This is a genomic window from Nocardioides ureilyticus (assembly GCF_051280745.1).
In the GTDB taxonomy this organism is placed as follows: domain Bacteria; phylum Actinomycetota; class Actinomycetes; order Propionibacteriales; family Nocardioidaceae; genus Nocardioides.
Map to the genome: position 1 here is coordinate 1 of NZ_JBNCOG010000001.1, position 25,428 is coordinate 25,428.

Here is a 25,428-nt window from a genome sequence, read left to right on the forward strand (position 1 = left end):
ATCATTGTCAAAGAAACCATCAACCACCAACCCACCAAAAGGCAGACCAATGATCGACGGGGCATAACAAACTAATTCGTCGACTATGACACACTGTTGAGTTCTCAAGAATCACACGCGCACCGCTTGGACCCTCTCGGGCCGGCTGCGGGGCAACCTGCAGAAACTTACCCGATCCGCTCCGGCTTCGCAACTCGGGGCTGCGGGCCCTTCTGGATCGTGCCCCGGACATGCCGCTCCCGCTCGTGTTGGCCTGTCGGCCCGAGTGTGGGAGCCGCTTGCCGCGGCGAGAAGGAACATTACACGCGGGTGCTGGCCGGTCCAAATCGACCCCCGCTCCCCCTCGCGAGTCCGCCCGGGAGCGGCTCATCGCGGCTTGGCAGGCCGGTACGCCGAGACGCTCGGCGCCCCTGTCTCCCAGAACCGCCACGGCCGGTCGGGCGCGCCCCGGAGGCCGACGCGCGGTCCGCTCGACACCTGCGCCGGCGGGTCACCCGGCTCGAGGGTGAGGGGGCCGGCCACCAGGTCGGATCCGTCGTGGTCGAGCGCGATGGCCAGCGCCCGGCACAGCCGTGCGGGGCCGCGGGCCAGGTCCCGGTCGGAAGCGCCGGGTCGGCGGGTGCGCGCGACGTCGACGCCCTCGACCACCTCACCGGCGCGCAGCAGGACGGCGCTCGGGTCGCCCTCGGCGCCGGTGACCACGTTGCAGCACACGTGCATGCCGTAGGTGAAGTAGCAGTACAGGTGGGCCGGGGGCCCGAACATCGTCGCGTTGCGCCGGGTCATGCCGCGATAGGCGTGCGACCCCGGGTCGGCGGGGCCGGCGTACGCCTCGACCTCCGTCAGCCGGATCGCGACCGGGCCGTGGCGGAGGACCGAGCCGAGGAGCCGGGGCGCGACCTCGTCGACCGGCCCGGCGAGGAAGCGGACCAGACGGTCGGCCCGGTCAGCCGAGCCGGTCACGGTAGGAGGCGGCCCGGGCCAGCAGCTCCTCGAGCTGCTCGCGCACCCGCACGGGCGCGGTGCCGCCGCGGCCGTCGCGCGAGGCGACCGAGCCCTCGGCGGTGAGCACCTCACGGACCGCCGGCGTCAGGTGCGGCGAGATCTCGCTGAGCTGCTCGTCGGTCAGCTCGTGGAGCTCGATCCCGCGCTCCTCGCAGACCCGGACGCAGGCCCCGGCCAGCTCGTGGGCCACCCGGAACGGCACGTCCTGGCGCACCAGCCACTCCGCCACGTCGGTGGCGAGCGAGAAGCCCTGCGGCGCGAGCTCCGCCAGCCGCTCGCGGTCGAACACCAGGGTGGCGACCATGCCGGTGAAGGCCGGCAGCAGGACCTCGAGGGTGTCGACGGAGTCGAAGACCGGCTCCTTGTCCTCCTGCAGGTCGCGGTTGTAGGCGAGCGGCAGGGCCTTGAGCGTCGCCAACAGCCCGGACAGGTTGCCCAGCAGCCGGCCCGCCTTGCCCCGGGCGAGCTCGGCGATGTCGGGGTTCTTCTTCTGCGGCATGATGCTCGACCCGGTCGACCACGAGTCATGGAGCGTCACGAACCCGAACTCCTTGGTGGCCCAGAGGATCACCTCCTCGGCCAGCCGACTGACGTCGACCCCGACCTGGGCGGCGACGAAGGCCAGCTCCGCGACGAAGTCGCGCGCCGCCGTGCCGTCGATGGAGTTGGCGCTCGAGCCGGTGAACCCGAGCTCGGCGGCCACCGCGGTGGGGTCCAGACCGAGCGACTGGCCCGCCAGCGCCCCGGAGCCGTACGGCGAGTCGGCGGCGACGCGGTCGTCCCACGCGAGCAGCCGGTCGACGTCGCGCAGCAGCGGCCACGCGTGCGCCATCAGGTGGTGGGAGAGCAGGACCGGCTGTGCGTGCTGCAGGTGGGTGCGCCCCGGCATGATCGTCGGCTGAGGCTCCAGGTGCTCCCGCGCCTGCGCCGCCAGCACGTCGACGAGGTCGAGGACCTGACCGGCGACCACGCGGGCGTGGTCGCGGAGGAAGACCTTGAAGAGCGTGGCGATCTGGTCGTTGCGGCTCCGGCCGGCCCGCAGCCGGCCGCCGACCTCGGCACCGACCTCCTCCAGCAGGAGCCGTTCGAGCGCGCCGTGCACGTCCTCGTCGCTCGGGTCCGGCCGGAGGTCGCCGGCGGCGTACCGCTCGCCGAGGACGTCGAGCCCACGACGCAGCTCGGCGAGGTCGGCGTCGGACAGCAGGCCCGCCCGGTGGAGGGCGTTCGCGTGGGCTCGGGAACCGGCCAGGTCGTACGGCGTGAGCCGCCAGTCGAAGTGGGTGGAGCGCGACAGGGCGTCGAGCTCGGGCGACGGTCCGCCGGCGAACCGTCCGCCCCACAGCTTGCCCTCGTTGGTGGTGCTCACTGCCTGCCTCCCAGCACCGCGTCGACCGCGGCGCGCATGATCGTCGTCAGCGTCTCGCTCGCTGCGGTGCCATCCTCGTCCAGCGCCTGCGGCGTCCACCACCCGGCCCGGTCGATCGTGCCCACCTCGAGCGGCTCGAGGCCGCCGAGGTCGACCACGGCGCCAGCGTCGAGGGCCACCGCGAAGAACGTGTGGTCCTGCACCAGGTGCCAGGGCCCCCAGTCGAAGGCCACGTCCTCCCGGCCGACCGGCTCCCCCAGGTCCGCGGGGGACACCGCCAGGCCGGTCTCCTCCCGCATCTCCCGCGCCGCAGCCTCCGCGAGCGACTCCCCCGGCTCCACACCACCGCCGATCGAGAACCAGTACGGCGCATGCCGCGCCGCCGGGTCCCAGCCGTGCAGCAGGAGCACCTCGCCGGCGGCGTCGACCGGCAGGACGCGGGCGCACACCCGCTCCCGGACCGGCGGGCCGAGGCCCGCGCCGGTCCGCCGGCGGGGCCGGGCGGGGAGGTGACCATCAGTCCGTGCCCATCAGTCCGTGCCCATCAGTCCGTGCCCATCAGTCCGTGCCCAGCTCCATCGCCGCCGCGTCGAGGGCGTCCTCCTCGGTGCCGCCGGCGTACTCCGGGTTCTCGGTGATCCTGTCGTAGCCGCCGGCCGGGAGCTCGCCGAAGAGCGTGCCGTGCTCGACCAGCACCTGGCCCTGGTCGAGCGGCTGACCGGCGTACTGCTCGAGCTTGGCCCGCGAATCGGCGATGTCGAGGTTGCGCATGGTCAGCTGCCCGATCCGGTCGACCGGACCGAACGCCGCGTTCTCGGTGCGCTCCATCGACAGCTTGTCCGGGTGGTAGGAGAACGCCGGGCCGTCGGTGGCCAGGACGGTGTAGTCCTCGCCGCGGCGCAGCCGGATCGTCACCTCGCCGGTGACGAGGGAGGCGATCCAGCGCTGGATGGCCTCGCGGATCATCAGCGCCTGCGGGTCCAGCCACCGGCCCTCGTAGAGCAGGCGGCCGAGGCGGCGGCCGTCGTTGTGGTAGCTGGCGACGGTGTCCTCGTTGTGGACGGCGTTGACCAGACGCTCGTAGGCGATCCACAGCAGCGCCATCCCGGGCGCCTCGTAGATGCCGCGCGACTTGGCCTCGATGATGCGGTTCTCGATCTGGTCGGACATGCCGAGGCCGTGGCGGCCGCCGATGGTGTTGGCCTCGTGGACCAGCGCGACCGGGTCGTCGTAGGTCGTGCCGTTGATCGCGACGGGACGCCCCGCCTCGAAGCGCAGCGTGACGTCCTCGGTGGCGATCTCCACCGACGGGTCCCAGAACTTCACGCCCATGATCGGCTCGACGGTCTCGAGCGAGACGTCGAGGTGCTCGAGGGTCTTCGCCTCGTGGGTGGCGCCCCAGATGTTGGCGTCGGTGGAGTACGCCTTCTCCTTGCTGTCGCGGTAGGGCAGGCCGTGCTCGGTGAGCCACTGGCTCATCTCCGCGCGGCCGCCGAGCTCGGTGACGAAGTCGTGGTCGAGCCAGGGCTTGTAGACGCGCAGGTCGGGGTTGGCGAGCAGCCCGTAGCGGTAGAACCGCTCGATGTCGTTGCCCTTGAACGTGGAGCCGTCGCCCCAGATGTCCACGCCGTCCTCGTGCATGGCGCGGACCAGCATGGTGCCGGTGACCGCGCGGCCGAGCGGCGTGGTGTTGAAGTAGGCGCGCCCGCCGGAGCGGATGTGGAAGGCCCCGCAGGCGAGCGCGGCCAGACCCTCCTCCACCAGCTGGCGGCGGCAGTCGACGGCGCGCGCGATCTCCGCGCCGTACTGCATGGCCCGGTCCGGGACGCCGGAGATGTCCGGCTCGTCGTACTGCCCGATGTCGGCGGTGTAGGTGCAGGGGACGGCACCCTTGTCGCGCATCCAGGCGACGGCGACCGAGGTGTCGAGGCCGCCGGAGAACGCGATGCCGACGCGCTCTCCCTTCGGCAGCGTGGTGAGGACCTTGCTCACTTAGAACTCCTTGAGGGGGCTGGCGGGGGCGGAGGAGTCGGCGAGGGAGAGGAAGCGCTGCGCGAGCGCCTCTCCACCCTCCGCGTCACGACCGATGACCAGGATGGTGTCGTCCCCGGCGATGGTGCCGAGGACGTCGAGCAGGCCGGCGCCGTCGAAGGCGGAGGCCAGGAACTGGGCGGCGCCCGGGGGCGTGCGGAGGACGACCAGGTTCGCGCTGGCCTCGGCGGAGACCAGCAGCTCGCCCAGCAGGCGGGAGAGACGGTGCGAGGCGGCAGCGGTCTCCGTCGGGGCGGCGGGCCGCCGGTCGCCGCCCTCGGCGGGCACGGCGTAGACCAGCGCGCCCGAGGAGGCCCGCACCTTGACCGCGTCGAGCTCGACCAGGTCCCGCGAGAGCGTCGCCTGGGTGACCCGCACGCCGCTCTGCGCGAGCAGGTCGGCGAGCTCGCCCTGCGACCGCACCTCGTGGTGGGTGACCAGCTCGACGATGCGCCGGTGCCGGGCGTTCTTGGTGGCCGGCCGCAGGGCGCTGTCGGTCATCACCGCTCCCCCGCCGACTGCGACAGCAGCCACGTCAGCACCGCCTTCTGCGCATGGCGGCGGTTCTCGGCCTCGTCCCACACGACGCTCTGGATGCCGTCCAAAACCTCCGCCGCGATCTCCTTCCCGCGGTACGCCGGCAGGCAGTGCATGGCGATCGCCTCCGGCTTCGCGGTCTCGAAGAGGGCCTGGGTGACGGCGTACGGCGAGAAGACCTCGGTCCGCGCGGCGGCCTCCTCCTCCTTGCCCATCGAGACCCAGGTGTCGGTCACCACGACGTCGGCGCCGGCGGCGGCCTCCTTCGGGTCGGCCACCCAGGTCGCCGACCCACCGGTCCCGGCGGCGATCTCCCGGGCCCGCACGAAGACCTCCTCGGGCGGGGTGAAGCCCTCCGGGGCGCTGATCCGCACGTGCATGCCTGCGGTCGCGCCCGCCAGCAGCCACGAGCTGCCCATGTTGCAGGCACCGTCGCCGAAGAACGCCACGGTCAGCCCGGCGAGCTGAGGCTTGTGCTCGAGGACCGTCATCAGGTCCGCCAGCAGCTGGCAGGGGTGGAAGTCGTCGGTCAGCGCGTTGACCACCGGGACGCCGGCGTGCTCGGCCATCTCCTCGAGGTCGGCCTGCCGGAAGGTGCGCCAGGCGATCGCCGAGGCCTGGCGCCCGAGGATCCGCGCGACGTCCGCGACCGGCTCCCGCACCCCGATGCCGGCCAGCGCGCCGTCGACGAGCATGGGGTGGCCGCCGAGCTCGGCGACGCCGGCGGCGAACGAGGTCTGCGTGCGCAGGGTCGGCTTGTCGAAGACCATCGCGACGGTCTGCGGCCCGGCCAGCGGGCGGTGCTCGAACGGCGCCGCCTTCATGGCGGCGGCCAGCGCGAGCACCTCGGCCTGCTCGGCCGGCGACAGGTCGTCGTCGCGCAGCAGGTGGCGCGGCTGCCCGGGGATCACGCCGCGCCCTCCATCGCGTCGTCGAGGATGCCGGGCCACGCGGCGAGCAGCGCGTCGACGTCGGCGTCGGCGAGCACGAGCGGCGGCACCAGCCGGATCCGCCGGGGCGTGGGGTTGTTGAGGATGAACCCGCGCCGCAGGGCGGCCGCCACCACCTCCGCCGACACCTCCGACGACAGGTCCAGCCCGATGAGCAGGCCCTCGCCGCGGACCTCGGTGACCCGGTCGTCGGCGCCGAGGCCGTCGCGGAGCCGTCGGCCGAGCACGGTGGCCCGATCGAGCAGGCCCTCCTGCTCGATCGTCCGGATCACCGCCAGCCCGGCCGCGCACGCCACCGGGTTGCCGCCGAAGGTGGTCCCGTGGTTGCCGGGCTGCAACAGGTCCGCCGCGGCGCCGAACGCCAGGCACGCGCCGATCGGGAAGCCTCCGGCGAGCCCCTTCGCGAGCGTCAGCACGTCGGGGCGGACACCCTCGCTGGCGAGCCAGCGCCCGGTCCGGCCCATGCCGGTCTGCACCTCGTCGAACCACAGCAGGGCACCGGTCTCGTCGGCGGTGCGCCGGGCGGCGGCGAGGTACCCCGCAGGGGGCACCACGACGCCGGCCTCGCCCTGGATCGGCTCGAGCACGACGGCGGCGGTCCGGTCGGTGACCGCGGCGGCGAGCGCGTCCGCGTCGCCGTACGGCACGAAGGTCACCTCGCCCGGCAGCGGCTCGAACGGCGTCCGGTAGGCCTCCTTGGACGTCAGCGCCAGCGCGCCCATGGTGCGGCCGTGGAAGCCGCCCTCGGTGGCGACGACGTGGGTGCGGCCGGTGCGGCGCGAGAGCTTGAACGCCGCCTCGTTGGCCTCGGTGCCCGAGTTGGTGAAGAACACCCGGGCGCCGCCGCCGGCGATCTCCACCAGCGCCTCCGCCAGCTCCAGCTGGGGACCGGTCGTGAAGAAGTTCGAGACGTGGCCGAGCGTCTGCAGCTGGGCCGTGACCGCCTCCACCAGCGCCGGGTGGGCGTGGCCGAGCGCGTTGACGGCGATGCCGGCGAGGTAGTCGACGTACTCGTTCCCGTCGGCGTCCCAGACGCGGGCTCCCTCACCCCGGACGAGCTCCAGCTTCGGCGGCCCGAAGGTGTTCATCAGGCTGCCGGCGTACCGCTCGGCGAAGCCCACGGGGCTGCTCACTGGGAGTCCCTCACCTTCCGGGTCTTGGTGTCGACGCCCGGGAGCACCTGGGTGCCGACGCCCTCCTTGGTGAACAGCTCGAGGATCACCGCGTGCGGCTCGCGCCCGTCGACGACCGTCGCGCGGGGCACGCCGCCGTTGACCGCCTTCAGGCAGGCGCCCATCTTCGGGATCATCCCGGAGGCCAGCGTGGGCAGGATCTTCTCGAGCGCCTCGGGGCTGATCTCGCCGATGACGTCGGTCGGGTCCGGCCAGTCGAGGTAGAGCCCCTCGACGTCGGTCAGCACCAGCAGCTTCTCGGCCCGGAGCGCCACGGCCAGCGCGGCGGCCGCGCTGTCGGCGTTCACGTTGTGGACCTGGCCGTCCACGTCGGGCGCCACGCTGGAGACGACGGGGATCCGGCCCGCCTCGATCAGGTCGAGCACGGACTCAGGCCGGACGCGGGTGACCTCGCCGACCAGGCCGAGGTCGACCTCCTCCCCGTCGACGACCGTGCCGGTCGCCTCCGCGGTGAACAGCCCGGCGTCCTCACCGGAGCAGCCGACCGCGAGCGGGCCGTGCTCGTTGATGAGCCCGACGAGCTCGCGCTGCACCTGCCCGACGAGGACCATCCGCACGACGTCCATGGCCTCCGGGGTGGTGACCCGCAGGCCGCCGCGGAACTCCGAGTCGATGTCGAGCCGCTTGAGCATGGTGGAGATCTGCGGACCGCCGCCGTGCACGACGACCGGCTTGAACCCGGCGAACCGCAGGAACGCGATGTCCTCGGCGAACGCGCGCTTGAGCGTGTCGTCGGTCATGGCGTTGCCGCCGTACTTCACCACGACGATCTTGCCGTGGTACTGCTTCATCCACGGCAGGGCCGCCGCCAGCGTCCGTGCCTTGGCCTGGTCCGGCTTGCTGGTGTCGAACTCGCCGCTGGGGTCGCTGGAGTCGTTGTTCGGCTTGGTGCCGCTGTCCGGGGTCTCGGTGCTCATGAGGAGTAGGCGCTGTTCTCGTGTACGTAGGCGTGGGTCAGGTCGTTGGTCCAGACGGTGGCCCGCTCGGTGCCGGCCTTGAGGTCGATGGTCACGCTCACCTCGCGCGGGGTGAGGTCGACCGTCGCAGGATCGGCGTGCGGGGTCGACCGGCGGCAGACCCAGACGCCGTTCATGGCGACGTCGAGGTCGGCGGGGTCGAACCGGGCGTCGGTCGTGCCGATGCTGGCGAGCACCCGGCCCCAGTTGGGGTCGTTGCCGAAGATCGCGGCCTTGAACAGGTTGCTCCGCGCGACGCTGCGACCGACCTCGACCGCCTCGTCCTCGGTCGCGGCGTTGACCGTGGTGATCGCGATCTCGTGGTCGGCGCCCTCCGCGTCCTTGAGCAGCTGCATCGCGAGGTCGGTGCAGGCCTGGGTGAGCGCCTGGGTGAAGTCGTCGAGGCTGGGCGTGATGCCGCTCGCGCCGCTCGCCAGGACGGTGACGGTGTCGTTGGTCGACATGCAGCCGTCGGAGTCGAGCCGGTCGAAGGAGACCCGGGTGGCCGCGCGCAGCGCCGTGTCGAGCTCCTCGGCCGGCACGACGGCGTCGGTGGTGAGGACGACCAGCATCGTGGCCAGCTGCGGGGCCAGCATGCCGGCGCCCTTGGCCATGCCGCCGATGCTCCAGCCGGCGCCCTCGACGACGACCTGCTTGCTCACGGAGTCGGTGGTCATGATCGCCTCGGCCGCCGCGGCGCCCGCATCGGGTGACAGGGCGGCGTACGCCGCGTCGACACCGTCGAGGAGCTGCTGCCGGTCGTTGGCCAGCCCGATCAGGCCGGTGGAGCAGACGACCACGTCGACCGCGCCGATCCCGAGCCGTTCGGCGACCCGCTCGGCGACCGCGTGGGTGGTCTGGAAACCGTCCGGGCCGGTGTAGCAGTTCGCCCCGCCGGAGTTGAGGACGACCGCCCGGACGATCCCGTCCTTGACGACCTCCTGGCTCCACAGGATCGGGTTGGCCTTGCAGCGGTTGGCCGTGAAGACGGTGGCCGAGTCGAAGCGGGGACCCTCGTTGACGACGAGCGCCAGGTCCTTGCCGCCGCTGGTCTTGAGGCCGGCCTCGACGCCGGCCGCGCGGAAGCCCTGGGGGACGGTGCAGCTCACGGCGCCACCCCGATCGTGGTGAGGCCCGTGCCCTCGTTCAGGCCGAGCGCGAGGTTCATGCACTGGACCGCGGCGCCGGCGGTGCCCTTGGCCAGGTTGTCGACGGCACCCACGGCGACGAGGCGCCGTGCGGACTCGTCGACGGTCGCCTGGACGTGGACGGCGTTGGAGCCGACGACCGACTGGGTCTGCGGCCACAGCCCCTCGGGCAGGACGTGGACGAACTGCTCGTCGGCGTAGGCCTTGACGTAGGCGTCGCGGACGTCCTCAGCCCCCACCCCGTCGACGAGGCGGGCGGTGCAGGTGGCCAGGATCCCCCGCGACATCGGGACCAGCAGCGGCGTGAAGCTCACGGTCACCCGGTCGGTACCGGCCACGCTGCTCAGCAGCGTGGACAGGTTCTGGGTGATCTCGGGGGTGTGCCGGTGGGAGCCCCCCACGCCGTACGCGCTGGCGTTGCCCATGACCTCGCTGCCGAGCAGGTGCGGCTTGGCCGCCTTCCCGGCACCGCTGGTGCCCGACGCCGCGACCACGACGACGTCCGGCTCGACGAGGCCGGCGGCGACGGCCGGGGCGAGGGCGAGGGTCGAGACGGTCGGGTAGCAGCCGGGGACCGCGACCCGCGTGGCGCCCGCGAGGAGGTCGCGCTGGCCGGGCAGCTCGGGGAGGCCGTAGGGCCACGTGCCGGCGTGGTCGCCGCCGTAGAAGCGGACCCACTCGGCCGAGTCCTGGAGCCGGAAGTCGGCACCGCAGTCGATCACGACCGTGGTGGGGTCCGCCTCCTGCAGCGCCTGGGCGATGGCGCCCGACTGGCCGTGCGGCAGCGCGAGGAAGACGACGTCGTGGCCGCCGAGGGTGTCGGTGTTGGTGGGCTCGAGCACCCGGTCGGCCAGGGGCACCAGGTGCGGCTGCAGCCGCCCGAGGGTCTCCCCCGCGTTCGAGGCGCCCGTGAGGGCACCGATCTCGACCTCAGGGTGCACCAGGAGGTGCCGCAGCAGCTCCCCTCCGGCGTACCCGCTGGCTCCGGCGACAGCGACGCGCTTCCTGGACATATGCATGACCATACCGGACCGCGAATGTCTATGCGAACCCGGGTGCCCGCCGACGGGGCTCTGGTACCCCGGCGCCCCGCGACCATGCGCCCGCCCGTCGCCAGTCGCCGATCAGCGGCGAGGGGTCGGATGCAGCCGGTCAGGCCCGCTGGACCGCCCCGGTGCGCTCACCGGCGAGGGCGACGGCGGCCTCGCGGGCCCGGGCCGTCTCCTCCTCGGTCAGCGTGCGGTCCGGGGCGCGGAACCGCAGCGCGAACGCCAGCGACTTCCGGCCCTCGCCCACCTGCTCGCCGGTGAAGACGTCGAAGAGCCGGACCGACTCCAGCAGCGGACCCGCGCCCTCGCGCAGCGCCGCCTCGACGGCGGCCGCGGGCAGCCCCGCGTCGACGACGAGGGCGACGTCCTCCTTCGCGACGGGGAACGACGACAGGGTGGGCCCGCCCGGCACGTCCACGGCGGACCGCATCAGCCCGTCGAGGTCGACCTCGACGGCGGCGCTGCGGGCGGGCAGCCCGAACGCCTGGCAGACCCGCGGGTGCAGCTCGCCGGCGTGGCCGAGCTCGACCTGCCCCCGCTGGGGGTCGGCGACGGAGAGCCGGGCGCACCGGCCGGGGTGCCACGGCGCGAGCGCGGCGGACTCGACCACGAGGTCCAGGCCCAGCTCCTCGGCGACGACCCGGACCACGGCGAGCGCGTCGGCCCAGCCGGCCGGTCGGCCCTCGCCCCACCAACCGGAGCGTTCGCGCTCACCCGCCAGCACCACGGCGAGGTGGAGGGGCTGGTGCGGGACGGCCTCGAGGAGGGTGGCGAGCTCGTCCGACGAGGGACGCCGGTCGACGCCGTAGATCGGGGCCGCCCCGCGCCCGGACGGGAACGCGACGGTCGCGGTCTCGAACAGGGCCACGCCGGGAGCACCGCGGCCGATGTTGCGCGCAGCCGCCTTCAGCAGGCCCGGCAGCAGCGTCGTGGTGTACGCCGGCTCCTCCGCCGACAGCGGGTTGGCCAGCCGGGTGGTCCTGCGCCTCGGGTCGTCGGCGTCGAGGCCGAGGGCGTCGAGGGCGGCCTCGCCGACGAACGGGAAGGTCAGCACCTCGACGCAGCCGGCGCCGGCGAGCGTGCGGCCGACCCGACGACGCAGGCGCTGCTCGCGGGTGAGGCCGCGACCGGCCCGCGGGGTCGGCAGCACCGACGGGACCCGGTCGTAGCCCACGACGCGCGCGACCTCCTCGACCAGGTCGAAGGGGTCGGTGAGGTCCGGGCGCCACGGCGGGACGGTCACCGTGAGCACGTCCCCGGTCCCCTCGACCGCGCAGCCGACGGCGGTGAGGTGCTGCACGGTGGTGGCCGGCGGGACCTCGATGCCGGTGACCCGGGCCGGCAGGTCGGCGTCCACGGTGATCGTGGAGGCCGGAGGCGGCGTGCCCACGACCGTGACGCCCGGCTCGGCCGTCGCGCCGCCGTGGGAGCAGAGCAGCTCGACCACCCGGTCGGCGGCGGCCTCGCAGATGGTGGGGTCGACCCCGCGCTCGTTGCGCCGTCCCGCCTCCGAGGAGATCTTGTGCCGCTTGCCGGTGCGGAACATCGCGACGGGGTCCCAGTGGGCGGCCTCGACGAGGACCCGCGTCGTGGTGCCCGACATCTCCGTCGCCTCGCCACCCATGACGCCGCCGAGGCCGATGATGCCGGAGTCGTCGGTGACGACGAGGTCCTCGGGCGAGAGGACCCGGTCGGTCCCGTCGAGGGTGGTCAGCCGCTCGCCCTCGCGCGCCCGGCGCACGCGGACCGCGCCCTGGAGCTTGTCGGCGTCGTAGCCGTGGATCGGCCGACCGGTCTCGAGCATGACGTAGTTGGTGACGTCGACGGCCAGCGAGATGGGGCGCATCCCGGCCTGCCGGATCCGCCGGGCCATCCAGTCGGGGGTCGGTGCCGTCGGGTCGAACCCGCTGACCGTGCGGGCCACGAAGACCGGGCACCCCTGCGGGTCGTCGACGACGACGGGGTGACCGGCGTCGTCGGCGGGCGGCACGTCACGCTCGACGGGGTCGCGGTACGGCGCGTCGTAGGCCAGGGCGGCCTCGCGGGCGACGCCGCGGACCGACAGCGCGTAGGCGCGGTCGGGGTTGATCTCGAACTCGATGACCTCCTCGCGCAGCCCGAGGAGGTCGAAGACGTCCTCACCGGGCTCACCGGCGTCCGCGGGGAGCACGATGATCCCGTCGTGGTCCTCGCCGAGACCGAGCTCCCGCGCGGAGCAGATCATCCCCGCGGAGACGTGCCCGTAGGTCTTGCGCGCCGAGATCGCGAAACCGCCGGGCAGCACGCCGCCGGGCAGCACGACGACCACGAGGTCCCCGGGGGCGAAGTTGTGGGCGCCGCAGACGATGCCCTGGGGCTCACCGGTGCCGTTGGCCGCACCGACGTCGACGGTGCACCAGTTGATCGTCTTGCCGTTCTTCTGCGGCTCGGGCTCCATGGTGAGCACCCGGCCGATGACGAGCGGACCGGTGATGTCGGCGCCGGCACTCTCGACGGCCTCGAGCTTCAGTCCGAGGGCCGTCAGCCGGTCGGTGAGGTCCCCGGTGCCGACGCCGTCGGGCAGGTCGACGTGCTCGCGGATCCAGGAGGCGGGGAGCTTCATCGCTCAGATCTCCGTTCCGAAGGCGGTGGTGAAGCGGACGTCGCCCTCGAAGAACGCGCGCAGGTCGTCGATCCCGTGGCGGAACATCAGGGTCCGGTCGATGCCCATGCCGAAGGCGAAGCCCGAGTAGCGGTCGCTGTCCACGCCGCAGGCGGTCAGCACGCGGGGGTTCACCACCCCGCAGCCACCCCACTCGATCCAGCCCTCGCCCCGGCAGGTCCGGCAGCGCGAGCCGTCGAGCTCGCCGGCGCCCCGGCAGACGAAGCAGAGCAGGTCGACCTCGGCCGAGGGCTCGGTGAAGGGGAAGTACGACGGACGGAACCGCGTCGTCATGCCCTCGCCGAACATCCGGGCGGCGAAGTGGTCGAGGGTGCCCTTGAGGTGGGCCATCGTGATGCCCTCGTCGACGGCGAGGCCCTCCACCTGGTGGAACATCGGGCTGTGCGTGGCGTCGTACTCGTCGGTGCGGAAGACCCGGCCCGGGCACACGACGTAGATCGGGGGCTCGCGGGTCAGCATGGTGCGGGCCTGGACCGGCGAGGTGTGGGTGCGCAGCACGAGCCCCTGCTCGGCCGGCTCGGTCCAGAAGGTGTCCTGCATGGTGCGCGCCGGGTGGTCCGGACCGAGGTTCAAGGCGTCGAAGTTGAGCCACTCGGCCTCGATCACCGGGCCCTCGGCGACCTCCCAGCCCATCGCGACGAAGATGTCGGCGATCCGCTCGGACCCGGTGGTGATCGGGTGCCGGGCACCGACGGGCGCGCGGTCGGTCGGCAGGGTCACGTCGACGGTCTCCTCGGCGAGCATCCGCTCCTCGTGCTCGACCTCGAGCACCGCCTGCCGCTGCGCGATCGCCTGGTTGACCGCTCCACGGGCCTGGCCGATCCGCTGGCCGGCCTCCTTGCGCGCCTGGGGCGGCAGCGCGCCGATCTCGCGGTTGGCCAGCGCGAGCGGCGAGCGGTCGCCGGTGTGGTCGATGCGCACCTGCTTGAGCTCGGCGAGGTCGCGGGCGGCGGCGACGGCGGCGAGCGCGGCGTCGCGGGCGGACTCGACCTCCTCGGGCTTCAAGGGAGTGACCTCCACGGGGTCGTAGTCGGTGTTGGGTCCGGACATGCGCGCCTCTCCAGCTGGTGACCGGCCGGTCGTCGGCAAGTCTAGGAAGGAGCGCGGCCGACCCGCGCACCGGTGCGGCGCCGTGGACACCGCCGTGGACCCCGCCGTGCGCTCAGGCCGGATCCCCGCCGTCCGCGGGCCAGGTGGTGACCAGCCGGGCTCCGCCCCCGGGCGCGTCGCCGATCGTCACCGTGCCGCCGTGCGCGCGCACCAGCCCGTGGACGATGTAGAGCCCGAGACCGGAGCCGCCGCGGACCCCGCCCTTCCAGAACTTCGTGAAGACCCGCCGCCGCATCTCCTCCGGGATGCCCTCGCCCTCGTCCTCCACGGTGATCCGGACCCCCGGCGGATCGGGCTCCTCCCTCGGGCCGACCGCCTCCAGCCGGACCCGCACCGCCCCGTCGCCGTGGCGCACGCCGTTCTCGACCAGGTTGGTGAGCACCTGGGTGAACTTGTCGGGGTCGACCCGCACCTGCGGCAGGTCGTCGGCCAGGGACAGCTCGATCGCCCGGGCGGTGCCCGCCTGGACCGACTCCACGATCCGCGTCACCAGCACGCCGGCGTCCGCGGGGCGGGGGTAGAGCTGGAGCCGACCGGTGTCGATCCGGGCGACGTCGAGCAGCTCGGCGATGAGCCTGCTGAGCCGGTCGGAGTCGGAGCTGACGGTGGTCAGCATCAGCTTCTTCTGCTCGTCGCTGAGCTTGTCCCAGCGGTTCAGCAGCGCCTGGACGAAGCCCTTCACGCCCGTGAGGGGCGACCGCAGCTCGTGCGCGACCGTCGCCACCAGGTCGGAGCGCTCGCGGTCCAGCCGCGCCCGGCCACGCCCGGAGCGGAGCGTGACGGCGACCCGGTCGACCGGCTGGTCGAGGGCGGGCCGGTGGATCCGTGCCGCCACGAGCACCTCGGTGCCGTTGGCGAGCAGCCACGACTGCTCGGGCACCGCCGTCCGGGTGCTGAGGCCTTCGTAGGGCCGGTTGCAGTGCGCCCACGGCCTGCCGTCGTGGTCGCGCAGCGCCAGCACCTCGGCCAGCGGTCGTCCGATCGCGGCCGACTGGTCGATGCCGAGCATGACCGCCGCGGGGCGTGAGACCAGGACGACGTCCTGGGCGGCGTCGGCCACGACGACACCGTCGGGCAGCGAGTCGGCGAGCTCCTGGGCATCCACGTCGCCACCCTAGGTGTACCGAGCCAGGGCGCCGGCCGGCGACGGGTCAGGTCGCCGGGGCCGGGGTACCGCGGACGTCGTGCCAGCAGCCCTTCCCACCCTGCTCGTCGTCGGCGCCATGAAGTGCGGGACGAGCGCCCTCCACGACCTCCTCGACCGCCACCCGGACGTCGCGATGGCGCCCGGCAAGGAGCTGAACTTCTTCTTCGGCCCCGACCACCCGCCGCACGAGGACCCGGAAGAGTGGTGGCGCGACGGGCAGTGGCACCGCGGCCTCGAGTGGTACGCCGGCTGCTTCGACGCCGCGGCCACGGTGCGGGGCGAGTCCTCACCCGGGTACACCGATCCCTCGCACCCCGAGGCGCCGTCGCGGATCCACGCGGTGCTGCCCGACGTGCGCCTGGTCTACCTCGTGCGGGACCCCTTCGAGCGGGCGCTCTCGCAGTGGCGTCACCACGTCCGCGACGGGACCGAGCCGCGGCCGGCCGAGCTCGCCCTGCTCGACCCGGCGAGCCAGTACGTCGACCGCAGTCGCTACCACGAGCGGATCGCGCCCTACCTCGACCTCTTCGCCCGCGAGCAGCTGCACGTGGTCGTGCAGGAGCGCCTGCGCGACCACACCGACCGGGAGGTCCGCGGGGTGCTGGCCCACGCCGGCGCCGACCCCGGCCGGTGGGAGCCGGTCGGACCCTCCACACCCGCCGGCCCGACCACCACCGACGACGTGCCGCCCGGCCTGCGTGCGCGCTTCGCCGGGCGCGTGGCCGACGACGTGGCCGCGCTCCGCGCCCTGCTGGACGACCCGCTGGAGGAGTGGGGATCGGTCCCGGCCGGCCGCACGGCGGGCGTGGCGGGTTGAGAAAGGCCGGAGCGGGTACCCCGGCCACACCAGTGGTTCACGGAGAGGCAGGGCAGCACATGCGGAGGTCGACGAGCACGGCGGTGGTCACGGGCGGAGCAGGCTTCGTGGGGTCGTGGCTGTGCCAGCGCCTCCTCGCCGACGGCCACGAGGTCTGGTGCATCGACTCGCTCGTGACCGGGCGCCGCGACAACATCGCCCACCTGCTGCCCGACCCGTGCTTCACCTTCGTCGAGGCCGACGTGTGCGAGCCGTTCGACGTGCCGGGAGACGTGGACCTGGTGCTGCACCTGGCCTCCCCCGCCTCCCCCGTCCACTACCTGCGGATGCCGATCGAGACCCTGCAGGTGGGCAGCACCGGCACCACCAACGCCCTGGACCTCGCCGAGCGCAAGCAGGCACGGTTCCTCATGGCCTCGACCTCCGAGGTGTACGGCGACCCCCTGGAGCACCCCCAGCGCGAGACCTACTGGGGCAACGTCAACCCGGTCGGCCCGCGGAGCGTCTACGACGAGGCCAAGCGCTTCTCCGAGGCGCTGACCACGGCCTACCGCGACCACCGCGGCGTCGACACCGTCATCGCCCGGCTCTTCAACACCTACGGCCCCCGGATGGCCCACCAGGACGGCCGGGTCGTCCCGACCTTCGTGCACCAGGCGCTGCTGGGCGAGCCGCTCACCGTCGCCGGCGACGGCAGCCAGACCCGTTCGCTGTGCTTCGTCGAGGACACCGTCGAGGGTCTCCTCCGCCTGGCGGCGTCGGGCGAGCGCGGCCCGGTGAACATCGGCAACGACCGCGAGCTGACCGTCCTGGAGATCGCCGAGGTGGTCAAGGAGATCACCGGGTCCGACTCCCCCATCGAGTTCATCGACCTGCCCACCGACGACCCGAAGGTGCGCCGTCCCGACATCAGCCGCGCCGAGGAGCTGCTCGGGTGGCGCCCGCGCACGCCCGTGCGCGACGGCCTGAGCCGGACGGTGGCGTGGATGGCGGCCGAGCGCGCGGAGGCCGCCTCCGCCTGACGCCGGGCCCCGCGACCGGGGATCAGCCGGGGCGCACGGCCTGCCCGATCCGCGCCCGGCAGGCCGCGACCACCTCGTCGACGTCGATGGCGGCCAGCGCCGGGTCCAGCTCGGCACCGTGCGGGTCACCGGGCCCGGTCCCGTGCCACAGCACCGTGTGCGGGCCTGCGGGCGGACCCCAGCGGTGCGGCGGGGTGGGGCCGAAGAGCAGCACCGAGGGGCGGCGGTACGCCGACGCCAGGTGCGCGGTGCCGGTGTCCCCCGAGACCACCAGCCGCGCGTCCGCCACGAGCGCGGCCAGCTCGGCGAGGTCGGTGCGCCCCGCGAGGACGGCGCCCGCCGGCAGGCCGGCGCGGCGCCGTACCTCCTCGGCCAGGGGCTGCTCGTCGGCCGTGCCGGTGAGCACCACGTCGTGGCCGTCCCCGGCCAGCGCCCTCGCCACGGCGGCGAACCGGTCCGCGGGCCAGCGCCGGCTCGGGTAGGCGGCCCCGGCGTGCACCACGACGGCGCCCGAGGCCGCAGGGGCGACCCGTGGGACGGCGATCGTGACGTCGTCGGGGTCGGTCGCCACCCCGAACGCCTCGGCGACCAGGCGACACCAGCGGTCGCGCTCCTGCTCCTCGGGGTCCCACCGCGAGGGGCCGCCGTGGAAGGCCACGACCCGGGCCGGCGCGAGCTCCTCGACCAGCCGCCGGCTGGCCGGTCCGTTGCCGTGGAGGTCGACCGCTACCTCGGGCGGCGCACCGGACCAGGCGACCGGCGCGAGCTCGGCGGTGGGGAGGTGGGTGTCGACGGCGTCGACCAGCGCGACGAGCGGCGCCAGCACCCCGGGCGCCGCGAGCACGAGCTCGTGCTCGGGCACGGCCCGGCGCAGCGCCTTGAGAGCGGGGACGCCCGCCAGCATGTCGCCGAGGCCGATCGCGCGCAGGACGAGCGCGCGCGGCCTCATCGGGTGGCGCCCACCCGCTCGGCGGCCGTCTCCACCAGGCCCGTGGTCGACCGCCCCTGCAGGTAGGGCAGCACCACGGACTGGCCACCCCACTCGCGCAGCAGCGCGGCCTCCGGCAGGTCGACGCCGGCGTAGTCGCCGCCCTTGGCCCAGACGTCCGGGCGGATGCGCCGCAGGGCCTCGGTCGGGGTGTCCTCGTCGAAGACGACCACCGCGTCGACGGGCTCGAGCGCCTCCAGCACGCGGGCCCGGTCGGCCTGCGGGACGAGCGGTCGGGCGGGCCCCTTGAGGCGGCCCACCGACGCGTCGGAGTTCAGGCAGACGACGAGGCAGTCGCCGAGCGCGCGGGCCGCCTCCAGCGTGGCGACGTGGCCGGCGTGGAGCAGGTCGAAGCAACCACCGGTGGCGACGACCGTGCCGCCGGCGGCACGGACCGCCTCGACCCTCGCGAGCCCTCGGGCGACCTGCGGCGCGGCACCCTGCCCTGCCCGGCCGAACGACGCGGCCCCGCCTTCGGCCACGAAACGCGCCGCGGCCAGCACGGCGGCCTGGACCGCCTCGGTCGTCACGGCGCCGGTCGCGAGCGCACCCGCGGCCGCGCTGGCGAACCGGTCACCCGCGCCACACGGGTCCGACGCGCCGACCCGGGGCGCCGGGACGACCGACGGCGAGGACTCCCCGTGGCTCAGCAGGGCGCCACCGGCGCCGAGCGTCACCGCCACCGCGTGGACCGACCAGCGCTCGACGAGCGCGGCGGCGCGGGCGCTGACGGTGCCGAGCGACGTGCGCGCGTCAGCGCCGACGTCGCCGGCGAAGTGGGCGGCCTCGTCGCGGTTCGGCGTCACCAGGCGCACGCCGGGCACCGGCGCGGCGCCGCGGGGGTGCGGGTCCCAGACGACCGGGACCGTGGCCGCCGCCGTCTCCAGCGCCTGCCGGACGACGGGTGCGGACGTCAGCCCGCGACCGTAGTCCGCGACGAGGACGGCCCCCGCGGTGCGGATCGCCTCGACCGCGGCCTCAGGCACCTCTCCCAGGTGCCCCGTCGCGCCGGAGTCGAGGCGCAGCAGGGACTGCCCGGAGGAGCGCACCCGCCGCTTCACGGGTGTGGAGCCGTCGTGCGGCACGGCGACGAGCCGGACGCCGTGCTCGGCCAGCAGGCCGGAGAGGCGCTCACCGTCGTCGTCGGCGGCGATCGCGGAGACGAGGACGACCTCGTGGCCGTCCGTGGCGGCCAGCGCGGCGGCCAGCCCGGCCCCACCGGGCCGGGCGTGCTCGGCCAGCTCGTCGAGGACCGGCACCGGGGCGTCGGGGCAGAGCCGGCCGGCGCGCCCCTCGAGGTCGACGTCGAGGAGCGCGTCCCCCACGACGACGAGCGGACCGCGGCTCACGCGCCCGCTCCCCGGCTGCGGACCAGGTCCTCGTGCGACATCCGGGTCCGCGAGACGCCCACGTCCAGGGTGCGGTCGAGCGCGGCACAGGTGATGTGGAGGGCGACGAGGTGGAGCTCCTGCACGGTCGCGGTGTACGGCGCGTCGACGGCGCACACCTCGTCGGCCACCTCGGCGAGCGGGTTGGGCCGCGGCCCCGTCATCGCCCACACCTCGAGGCCGACGTCGCGGCCCCTCCGCGCGGCGGCGACCATGTTCGGGCTCCGGCCGCTGGTCGACATCAGCACCAGCACGTCGCCGGGCCGGCCGTGGGCCTCGACCTGGCGGGCGAAGAGCTCCTCGGGCGGGTAGTCGTTGGAGATGGCGGTGAGGCTGGAGGTCTCCGCGCTCAGGCAGATCGCGGAGAACGGACCCCGGTCCTCGCGGTAGCGACCCACCAGCTCGGCGGTGAGGTGCTGCGCCTGGGCCGCGCTGCCGCCGTTCCCGGCGGCGAGCAGGCGACCGCCCCCGTCGAGCACGCTGGCCAGCCGGACACCCCAGGCGTCGACCAGGTCGACGCACGGGCCGAACCGCTGGAGCGCGGAGGAGAGCTCCTGGAGGTGCTCGTGGTCGCAGGGGGTGTGCAGGGGACGGGTCGTGCTCATCGGGTTACCTCCGAGGTCAGGCGCGCAGCCGCGCCGACGAGTGCTTCATAGACGTTCTCTGTCTGCTCGACGACGCGCCGCCAGTCGTAGAGCTCCATGGCCCGCTGGCGCCCAGCCCTGCCGTACGCCGCACGGCGCACGTCGTCGGACAGCAGTGCGGTGAGCGAGGCCGCGAGGGCCCCGGGGTCGCGGGGCGGCACCAGCTCGCCGGTGACACCGGGGACGACCGTGTCGAGCAGGCCCCCCACGGCCGAGCCGATGACCGGACGACCGCAGGCCATCGCCTCCAGCGGCACGATCCCGAACGGCTCGTACCAGGGCACGGTCACCACCACGTCGCTGCTCCGGATCAGCTCCGGCACCTCCGGACGCGGCAGCGCGCCCGTGAAGACGACCCGGTCGGCCACCCCGAGCTCGTCGGCGAGCGCGCGGAGCCGGCACGCCTCCGGGTCGACCGCGAGCGCCTCGGACGCCGGTCCGCCGGCGACGACCAGCTCGACGTCGGGGACGGCGGCCACCGCCCGGATGGCGTCGTCGATCCCCTTGCGTGCCACGAGACGGCCGATCACCAGGACCCGCCGACGGCCCGTCTCGCCCCGGCGCGCCCGGCCGGGCCGGAACTGGTCGACGTCGACGCCGCAGGGCACGACGCTCGCCCGCGACGCGTCGAGGCCCAGCTCGCCCAGCTCACGCACCTCGTCGGAGCAGGTGGCCACCACGTGGTCGACCTCCCGGCACAGCCGGCGCTCCAGCTCGACCCGGGTCGGCGGACTGGTGTCGTCGGCGCCCTGCCAGCGGCGCTTGACCGAGCCGAGGGCGTGGAAGGTCTGGACGACGGGGATGCCGCGCTCCGCCGCCGCGTCGAGGGCCGCGAGCCCGCTCATCCAGAAGTGGGCGTGCACCAGGTCCACGGGCTGCCGGCGCCACTGCTCGCGCAGGCACTCGGCGAACTCCGGCATGTGCGGGAGCAGCTCGTCCTTCGGCAGCGCGGTCGGCGGACCGGCCGGCACGTGGTCGACCACGTAGCCGTCGGGGGCGAGCACCCGCGTCGGTCCGTCAGGACGGTCCCGCCTGGTGTGCACCACCACGTCGTGGCCGCGTCGGACGAGGCCGGCCGCCAGGGCCGCCACGTGCACGTTCTGGCCGCCGGCGTCGACCCCACCGAGCGTGGCCATGGGATTGGCGTGCTCGGACACGAGCGCGATCTTCACGGGATCCTCCTCAGGGTCGGGCGGGCGGAGTGGGCCGGCTCGGCCCACTCCCCCGGCGGCCCGCTCAGGGCCGTGACGGCGGCGACCACCTCGGCAGCGGTCACCGACGCCAGGCACGGGTGCCCGGGGACCGGGCAGGTCGTGGCACGGCTGCCACGGCACGCGGCGCGCTGGTCACCCAGCACGACACGCCTCGAGGTGTACGGCGCCCACCGCGCGGCGGGCACGGTCGGCGCGAAGAGCGAGACCACGGGCACCCCGACGGCCGCAGCCAGGTGCGCGGGGCCGGTGTTGCCGACGACCACGGCCTGCGCCCCGGCCAGCAGGCCGGCCAGCTCGCCGAGGTCCGTGCCGCCGCCGTGGTCGAGGCCGCCCCCCGCGGCGACGTACGCCGTGAGCTCGCGCTCCTCCGGGCTCCCGGTCACCACGACGGTCACCCCGTCGGCCGCCAGGAGCTCGCACAGCTCGCGGTAGCGCTCCGCCGGCCAGGCGCGTGCCGGCACCGACGTCCCCGGGTGCAGCACGACGTACGGACGGGCGGGTGCCTGCACGGGTGGCGTCCGCACCGCCAGGCCACCCTCGTCGCCGGCCGGGAGCTCGTACCCGCAGGCGCGGGCCAGCGAGAGCGCCCGCTCGGGCTCCGGCACGTCCTCGTCGAAGCGGTGCCGCAGGTCGAGGAGCGACCCCGGGTAGTCCTCGCTGATGGCGCCCACCCACGGGATGCCGGCGAGGCGCAGCAGGAGGGCGGTGGGCAGCGCGGACTGGTGGAAGGAGGTGAAGACGACCGCCCGGTCGAACCGGCCCTCGGCCAGGCGCGCGACGAGCCCGTCGACGTCGGACCGGTCGACCGGTTCCGGCTCGGGGTCGATCCAGGGCGCCCGCCAGCACAGCACCTCGTCCACCGCCGGGAGGAGCTCGGCGGCGGCCCGGCCACGAGGGCCGCACAGCAGGGTCAGGTGGTCGGACCCGGCGGCGAGGGCGCGGACGGCCGGGCCGGTGACGATGACGTCCCCGAGGCTGTCCAGCCGGACGGCGAGGGTGCGGGTCACCACTCCCCACCGACCATCGCGTCCACGGCCGCGGCGAGGGTGGCCCGCACGTGCCGGGCACGCTCGACCTCCTCGGTCCGCGTGACCGGCGTGGGGACCAGGAAGCCCACCGCACCGGCGGCCTCGGCCGCGAGCACGTCGGACTCGATGTCGCCGACGAGCACCGTCCGGGCGGGGTCGACGTCGAGCTCGGCACACGCCTGCTTCACCATGCCGGGGGCCGGCTTCCGGCAGCCGCAGCCGTCCTCGGGGCCGTGCGGGCACAGCAGCACGACGTCGAGCGGCCCGAGCAGCTCCTCGACCCGCGCGTTGACGGCATCGGCCTGCTCGCGGGTGATCAGCCCGCGGGCGATGCCGGACTGGTTGGTGACCATCCCGAGGCGTACGCCGAGGGAGCGCAGCCGGTCCAGCGCCTCCCGGGCCCCCTCGACCGGCCGCACCAGGTCGGGGTCGCCGTTGTAGGGCACGTCGTGCACCAGCGTGCCGTCGCGGTCGAGCAGGACCAGGTCCGGCACGCCCCGCCAGGGCCCCGCCCCACGGTGCCGCAGGATCCCGCGCACGGAGTGGTACGTCGCGGCGAACGGGATCGCAGCGCTCGTCAGGAGCATCCGGCGGACCTCACCGCGGTCGCGCGGGCCCGGCTGGATGCGCGCCCAGGCGAAGTCCGCCGTCCCGGCCAGCCACGCGGCCCCGGCCGCCAGGGCGGTGCCGCGCCGACCGGAGACGGCAGCGGCGACCGAGAGCGCCCCGGCAGCCACGATCGCGACGTGCCGCGGGCGCCGTCCCAGCGGTGCCTCGGCCCGGACGTGCCAGTCCGCGCCGTGGACGGCGCGCATGAGGTAGTCGTCGGCGTTGCCGGCCTGCTGGCGCAGGCTGGCCCAGTCGTCGGCCGGTCGGACGGGGTGCACGGTGAGCCGGGACCCCTGCAGCACCCGCCCACGGTCGGCACCCAGGCGCAGCGCCAGGTCGGCGTCCTCGCGGAAGGCCCGCGGGAAACGCTCGTCGAAGCCGCCCACCGCGGCCAGGTCGCGTCGGCGGTAGGTCAGGTCCGCGGTGATCCAGCGGGCCGTCTCCAGCCCGGCGGTCCCCCGCTCCCAGTCGGTCGGCCGCCGGTCCTCGGGCAGGGGCACCCGGATCCGCCCCTCCGAGCCCACGGCGTCGCGGGACGTCGCGAGCTCCAGGTCCACCCGGAGCCGCTCGTGCCAGCCCTCGTCGGGGAGCACGTCGTCGTCGAGGAACGAGACCCACGTCGTGCGCGCGTGGCGCCAACCGATGTTGCGCGCCCGGGCCGGTCCGCCGCCCCCCGCGCGCACGACCCGGAGGTCGAGCCCGTGGCCGGGCCCGAGCCCGCGGTCCAGGTCGGCCCGGAGCGCCTCCGCCAGCCCCGGACCTCCCGGGCGGTCGTCGACGAGCACCACCGGCACGTCCAGCGGCACGGTCTGGCCGGCCAGCGAGCGCAGCAGCGCGACGAGGCTCGGCCTCCCGACCGTCGGGACGACGACGGTCGTGTCGAGCGGCGCGCGGTGCTGGTTCACCCGCGGCCGCCTGCCGCCGTCCTCCGCCGTACGACGAACGGGCCGATCGCGAGCATGGTCACCGGCGCGGAGCCGAAGCACTCGAGGGCGTCGCGGGGGTCGTCGACCATCGGCCGCCCCGCGGTGTTGAGGCTGGTGTTGATGACGACCGGCACCCCGGTGCGCTGCTCGAACTCGGCCAGCATCCGGGCGACGAGCGGCTCGTCGTCGGCGTCGACGGTCTGCACCCGGGCGGTGCCGTCGACGTGCACGACGGCGGGGATGCGGTCACGCCACTCGGGTGCCACGTCGTGGACGAAGAGCATGTACGGCGAGGGCAGCGGCCCGCGGCTGAAGATCTCCGCCGCCCGCTCGGCGCGGACCATCGGGGCGACCGGGCGGAACTGCTCACGCCCCTTGACGTCGTTGAGCCGCTCGAGGTTGGCCTTCCGGCCGGGGTGGGCGAGCAGCGAGCGGTGCCCGAGCGCGCGCGGGCCGTACTCGCTGCGCCCCTGGAACCAGGCCACGACGCCGTCGGCGGCCAGGCACTCGGCCACCTCGACGGCGACGTCGGCGGGTCGCTCGTACGGCACCTGCGCCGTCCGCAGCCAGGCCTCGATCTCGTCGTCGGAGAACCCGCGGCCCAGGTCGGCGCCGCGCATGGGCGTGAGCGGGTCGCCGTGCGTGTAGGCGTGGTGCAGTGCGCTGCCGAGCGCCGTGCCGGAGTCGCCGGCGGCGGGCTGGACCCAGACCGACTCGTAGCCGGTCTCGGCGTGCAGGCGGGTGTTGGCGACGCAGTTGAGTGCGACGCCCCCGGCGAGGGTGAGCGTGGTGCCGCCGGTGCGGCGACGCAGCCACTCCGCCAGCTCGATGAGCACCTCCTCGAGCCGGGTCTGCACGGTGGCGGCGAGGTCGGCGTGGTCCTGGGTCCACTCCTCGCCCGGGGCGAGCCGCTTGGCCAGTGCTCCCCAGTCGACGCCCTGGGTGCGGAAGCCGCCGTTGCCGTCGGCGCGCACGAGGTCACGGATCTCGTCCATGAACCGCGGCGTGCCGTAGGAGGCCATCGCCATGACCTTGTACTCGTCGGAGGAGCGGAGGAAGCCCAGGTGCTCGGTCAGGTCCTCGTACAGCAGGCCGAGGGACTGCGGCAGCTCCTGCGCCGCGTGCACGGTGAGGTCGCCGCCCTCGTACCGGCCGGCGAGGTGGCTCGCGCACTCGCCGCGCCCGTCGAGCACGAGCACGTCGGTGTCCGGGTGCGGGGAGGCCAGGGCGCTGCTCGCACCGTGGGAGACGTGGTGCGGCACGAAGCGGACGATCGCGGGGTCGAGGCCCGGGAGCGCGGTGGCGAGGAAGCCGGGTGCCTGCCGGGCATAGGTCTGGCGGAGGTGGTCCCAGGGGTCGAAAAGGCCCATCTCCTCGGCGGGCCGGGCACGATCGGGATCGTAGGAGTAGGTGACGGCGTCGAGGTCGGAGACGTCGAGGCCGGCGTGCTCGAGGCACCAGCGCGCCGCCAGCTCGGGCTGCTCCCACGCGGCGAACGGCACCGGGCGCTTGCCGTGCTTCCGGCGCGAGAACCGCTCCTCCTCCGCTGCGGCGACGGTCACGCCGTCGACCACCAGGGCAGCAGCAGGATCGTGGAACAAGGCGTTGATGCCCAGGACCTTCACGCGCACTCCTTCA

The 25,428-nt window shown here is 74.6% G+C and carries 22 protein-coding genes; 2 read left to right on the forward strand and 20 right to left on the reverse strand.

From position 1 onward, the window contains the following. Positions 1–366: 366 nt before the first annotated feature. From ACSMHG_RS00005 to ACSMHG_RS00065, 13 genes are all read right to left on the reverse strand, one after another. The gene (locus tag ACSMHG_RS00005) at positions 367–963 is read right to left on the reverse strand and encodes a DNA-3-methyladenine glycosylase (protein WP_435741267.1); all 597 of its coding nucleotides are present in this window, start codon (positions 961–963) and stop codon (positions 367–369) included. Further along, positions 947–2,371: an argininosuccinate lyase gene (gene argH / locus ACSMHG_RS00010; protein ID WP_435741268.1), complete on the reverse strand. Its 1,425-nt coding sequence runs from the start codon at positions 2,369–2,371 to the stop codon at positions 947–949. Before argH ends, ACSMHG_RS00005 begins: the two co-directional genes overlap by 17 nt. Then, on the reverse strand, positions 2,368–2,820 hold the full coding sequence (locus tag ACSMHG_RS00015) for an NUDIX hydrolase (RefSeq protein WP_435741269.1): 453 nt from the start codon (positions 2,818–2,820) through the stop codon (positions 2,368–2,370). The genes argH and ACSMHG_RS00015 overlap by 4 nt, the downstream gene beginning before the upstream one ends. Positions 2,821–2,929: 109 nt before the next feature. After that, a complete protein-coding gene (gene argG, locus ACSMHG_RS00020; protein ID WP_435741270.1) occupies positions 2,930–4,363 on the reverse strand; it encodes an argininosuccinate synthase in 1,434 nt (477 codons plus the stop codon). Next, positions 4,364–4,903 carry an arginine repressor gene (locus ACSMHG_RS00025; protein WP_435741535.1) on the reverse strand — a complete coding sequence of 180 codons (540 nt, stop codon included), beginning with the start codon at positions 4,901–4,903 and terminating at the stop codon, positions 4,364–4,366. After that, complete coding sequence (gene argF / locus ACSMHG_RS00030; protein WP_435741536.1) at positions 4,903–5,847, reverse strand: ornithine carbamoyltransferase; 945 nt, start codon at positions 5,845–5,847, stop codon at positions 4,903–4,905. Before argF ends, ACSMHG_RS00025 begins: the two co-directional genes overlap by 1 nt. Next, positions 5,847–7,022 (reverse strand): acetylornithine transaminase, encoded by a 1,176-nt coding sequence (locus ACSMHG_RS00035; RefSeq protein WP_435741271.1) that lies wholly within the window; start codon positions 7,020–7,022, stop codon positions 5,847–5,849. Before ACSMHG_RS00035 ends, argF begins: the two co-directional genes overlap by 1 nt. Then, positions 7,019–7,873: an acetylglutamate kinase gene (argB, locus tag ACSMHG_RS00040; RefSeq protein ID WP_435741537.1), complete on the reverse strand. Its 855-nt coding sequence runs from the start codon at positions 7,871–7,873 to the stop codon at positions 7,019–7,021. Before argB ends, ACSMHG_RS00035 begins: the two co-directional genes overlap by 4 nt. 122 nt (positions 7,874–7,995) lie before the next feature. Further along, positions 7,996–9,147, reverse strand: coding sequence for a bifunctional glutamate N-acetyltransferase/amino-acid acetyltransferase ArgJ (argJ, locus tag ACSMHG_RS00045; RefSeq protein ID WP_435741272.1), 1,152 nt, complete (start codon positions 9,145–9,147; stop codon positions 7,996–7,998). Next, positions 9,144–10,205 (reverse strand): N-acetyl-gamma-glutamyl-phosphate reductase, encoded by a 1,062-nt coding sequence (gene argC / locus ACSMHG_RS00050; RefSeq protein WP_435741273.1) that lies wholly within the window; start codon positions 10,203–10,205, stop codon positions 9,144–9,146. Before argC ends, argJ begins: the two co-directional genes overlap by 4 nt. Positions 10,206–10,338: 133 nt before the next feature. Continuing rightward, on the reverse strand, positions 10,339–12,837 hold the full coding sequence (pheT, locus tag ACSMHG_RS00055; protein ID WP_435741274.1) for a phenylalanine--tRNA ligase subunit beta: 2,499 nt from the start codon (positions 12,835–12,837) through the stop codon (positions 10,339–10,341). 3 nt (positions 12,838–12,840) lie between these two features. Then, a complete protein-coding gene (pheS, locus tag ACSMHG_RS00060) occupies positions 12,841–13,947 on the reverse strand; it encodes a phenylalanine--tRNA ligase subunit alpha (RefSeq protein ID WP_435741275.1) in 1,107 nt (368 codons plus the stop codon). Positions 13,948–14,059: 112 nt separating this feature from the next. Next, complete coding sequence (locus ACSMHG_RS00065) at positions 14,060–15,112, reverse strand: sensor histidine kinase (RefSeq protein WP_435741276.1); 1,053 nt, start codon at positions 15,110–15,112, stop codon at positions 14,060–14,062. Between the two features lie 79 nt (positions 15,113–15,191). Between ACSMHG_RS00065 and ACSMHG_RS00070 the strand changes: the two genes are divergently transcribed. Both ACSMHG_RS00070 and ACSMHG_RS00075 read left to right on the forward strand, forming a co-directional pair. Next, positions 15,192–15,971 (forward strand): sulfotransferase family protein, encoded by a 780-nt coding sequence (locus tag ACSMHG_RS00070; protein ID WP_435741277.1) that lies wholly within the window; start codon positions 15,192–15,194, stop codon positions 15,969–15,971. 59 nt (positions 15,972–16,030) lie between these two features. Next, a complete protein-coding gene (locus tag ACSMHG_RS00075; protein WP_435741278.1) occupies positions 16,031–16,993 on the forward strand; it encodes a UDP-glucuronic acid decarboxylase family protein in 963 nt (320 codons plus the stop codon). Positions 16,994–17,015: 22 nt separating this feature from the next. Here ACSMHG_RS00075 and ACSMHG_RS00080 read toward each other — a convergent pair whose 3' ends face one another. From ACSMHG_RS00080 to ACSMHG_RS00110, 7 genes are read right to left on the reverse strand one after another with little or no spacing between them, the layout of a single operon-like run. Next, on the reverse strand, positions 17,016–17,942 hold the full coding sequence (locus tag ACSMHG_RS00080) for a glycosyltransferase family 9 protein (RefSeq protein ID WP_435741279.1): 927 nt from the start codon (positions 17,940–17,942) through the stop codon (positions 17,016–17,018). After that, positions 17,939–19,330 carry a PfkB family carbohydrate kinase gene (locus ACSMHG_RS00085; RefSeq protein WP_435741280.1) on the reverse strand — a complete coding sequence of 464 codons (1,392 nt, stop codon included), beginning with the start codon at positions 19,328–19,330 and terminating at the stop codon, positions 17,939–17,941. The genes ACSMHG_RS00080 and ACSMHG_RS00085 overlap by 4 nt, the downstream gene beginning before the upstream one ends. Continuing rightward, a complete protein-coding gene (locus tag ACSMHG_RS00090) occupies positions 19,327–19,974 on the reverse strand; it encodes a D-sedoheptulose-7-phosphate isomerase (protein ID WP_435741281.1) in 648 nt (215 codons plus the stop codon). Before ACSMHG_RS00090 ends, ACSMHG_RS00085 begins: the two co-directional genes overlap by 4 nt. Next, positions 19,971–21,185, reverse strand: coding sequence for a glycosyltransferase (locus tag ACSMHG_RS00095; RefSeq protein ID WP_435741282.1), 1,215 nt, complete (start codon positions 21,183–21,185; stop codon positions 19,971–19,973). Before ACSMHG_RS00095 ends, ACSMHG_RS00090 begins: the two co-directional genes overlap by 4 nt. Further along, positions 21,182–22,234, reverse strand: coding sequence for a glycosyltransferase family 9 protein (locus ACSMHG_RS00100; RefSeq protein WP_435741283.1), 1,053 nt, complete (start codon positions 22,232–22,234; stop codon positions 21,182–21,184). The genes ACSMHG_RS00095 and ACSMHG_RS00100 overlap by 4 nt, the downstream gene beginning before the upstream one ends. Continuing rightward, a complete protein-coding gene (locus ACSMHG_RS00105; RefSeq protein ID WP_435741284.1) occupies positions 22,231–23,769 on the reverse strand; it encodes an HAD-IIIA family hydrolase in 1,539 nt (512 codons plus the stop codon). Before ACSMHG_RS00105 ends, ACSMHG_RS00100 begins: the two co-directional genes overlap by 4 nt. After that, on the reverse strand, positions 23,766–25,415 hold the full coding sequence (locus ACSMHG_RS00110) for a carbamoyltransferase family protein (RefSeq protein ID WP_435741285.1): 1,650 nt from the start codon (positions 25,413–25,415) through the stop codon (positions 23,766–23,768). The genes ACSMHG_RS00105 and ACSMHG_RS00110 overlap by 4 nt, the downstream gene beginning before the upstream one ends. Positions 25,416–25,428: the final 13 nt, after the last annotated feature.

Excerpts from the sequence above, each read along its gene's own strand:
- pheT (WP_435741274.1), bottom strand. The coding sequence starts at position 12,837 with ATGAAGCTCCCCGCCTCCTGGATCCGCGAGCACGTCGACCTGCCCGAC.
- ACSMHG_RS00075 (WP_435741278.1), top strand. The coding sequence starts at position 16,031 with ATGCGGAGGTCGACGAGCACGGCGGTGGTCACGGGCGGAGCAGGCTTC.
- ACSMHG_RS00090 (WP_435741281.1), bottom strand. The coding sequence starts at position 19,974 with ATGAGCACGACCCGTCCCCTGCACACCCCCTGCGACCACGAGCACCTC.
- pheS (WP_435741275.1), bottom strand. The coding sequence starts at position 13,947 with ATGTCCGGACCCAACACCGACTACGACCCCGTGGAGGTCACTCCCTTG.
- argB (WP_435741537.1), bottom strand. The coding sequence starts at position 7,873 with ATGAAGCAGTACCACGGCAAGATCGTCGTGGTGAAGTACGGCGGCAAC.
- ACSMHG_RS00025 (WP_435741535.1), bottom strand. The coding sequence starts at position 4,903 with ATGACCGACAGCGCCCTGCGGCCGGCCACCAAGAACGCCCGGCACCGG.
- argC (WP_435741273.1), bottom strand. The coding sequence starts at position 10,205 with ATGCATATGTCCAGGAAGCGCGTCGCTGTCGCCGGAGCCAGCGGGTAC.
- ACSMHG_RS00080 (WP_435741279.1), bottom strand. The coding sequence starts at position 17,942 with ATGAGGCCGCGCGCGCTCGTCCTGCGCGCGATCGGCCTCGGCGACATG.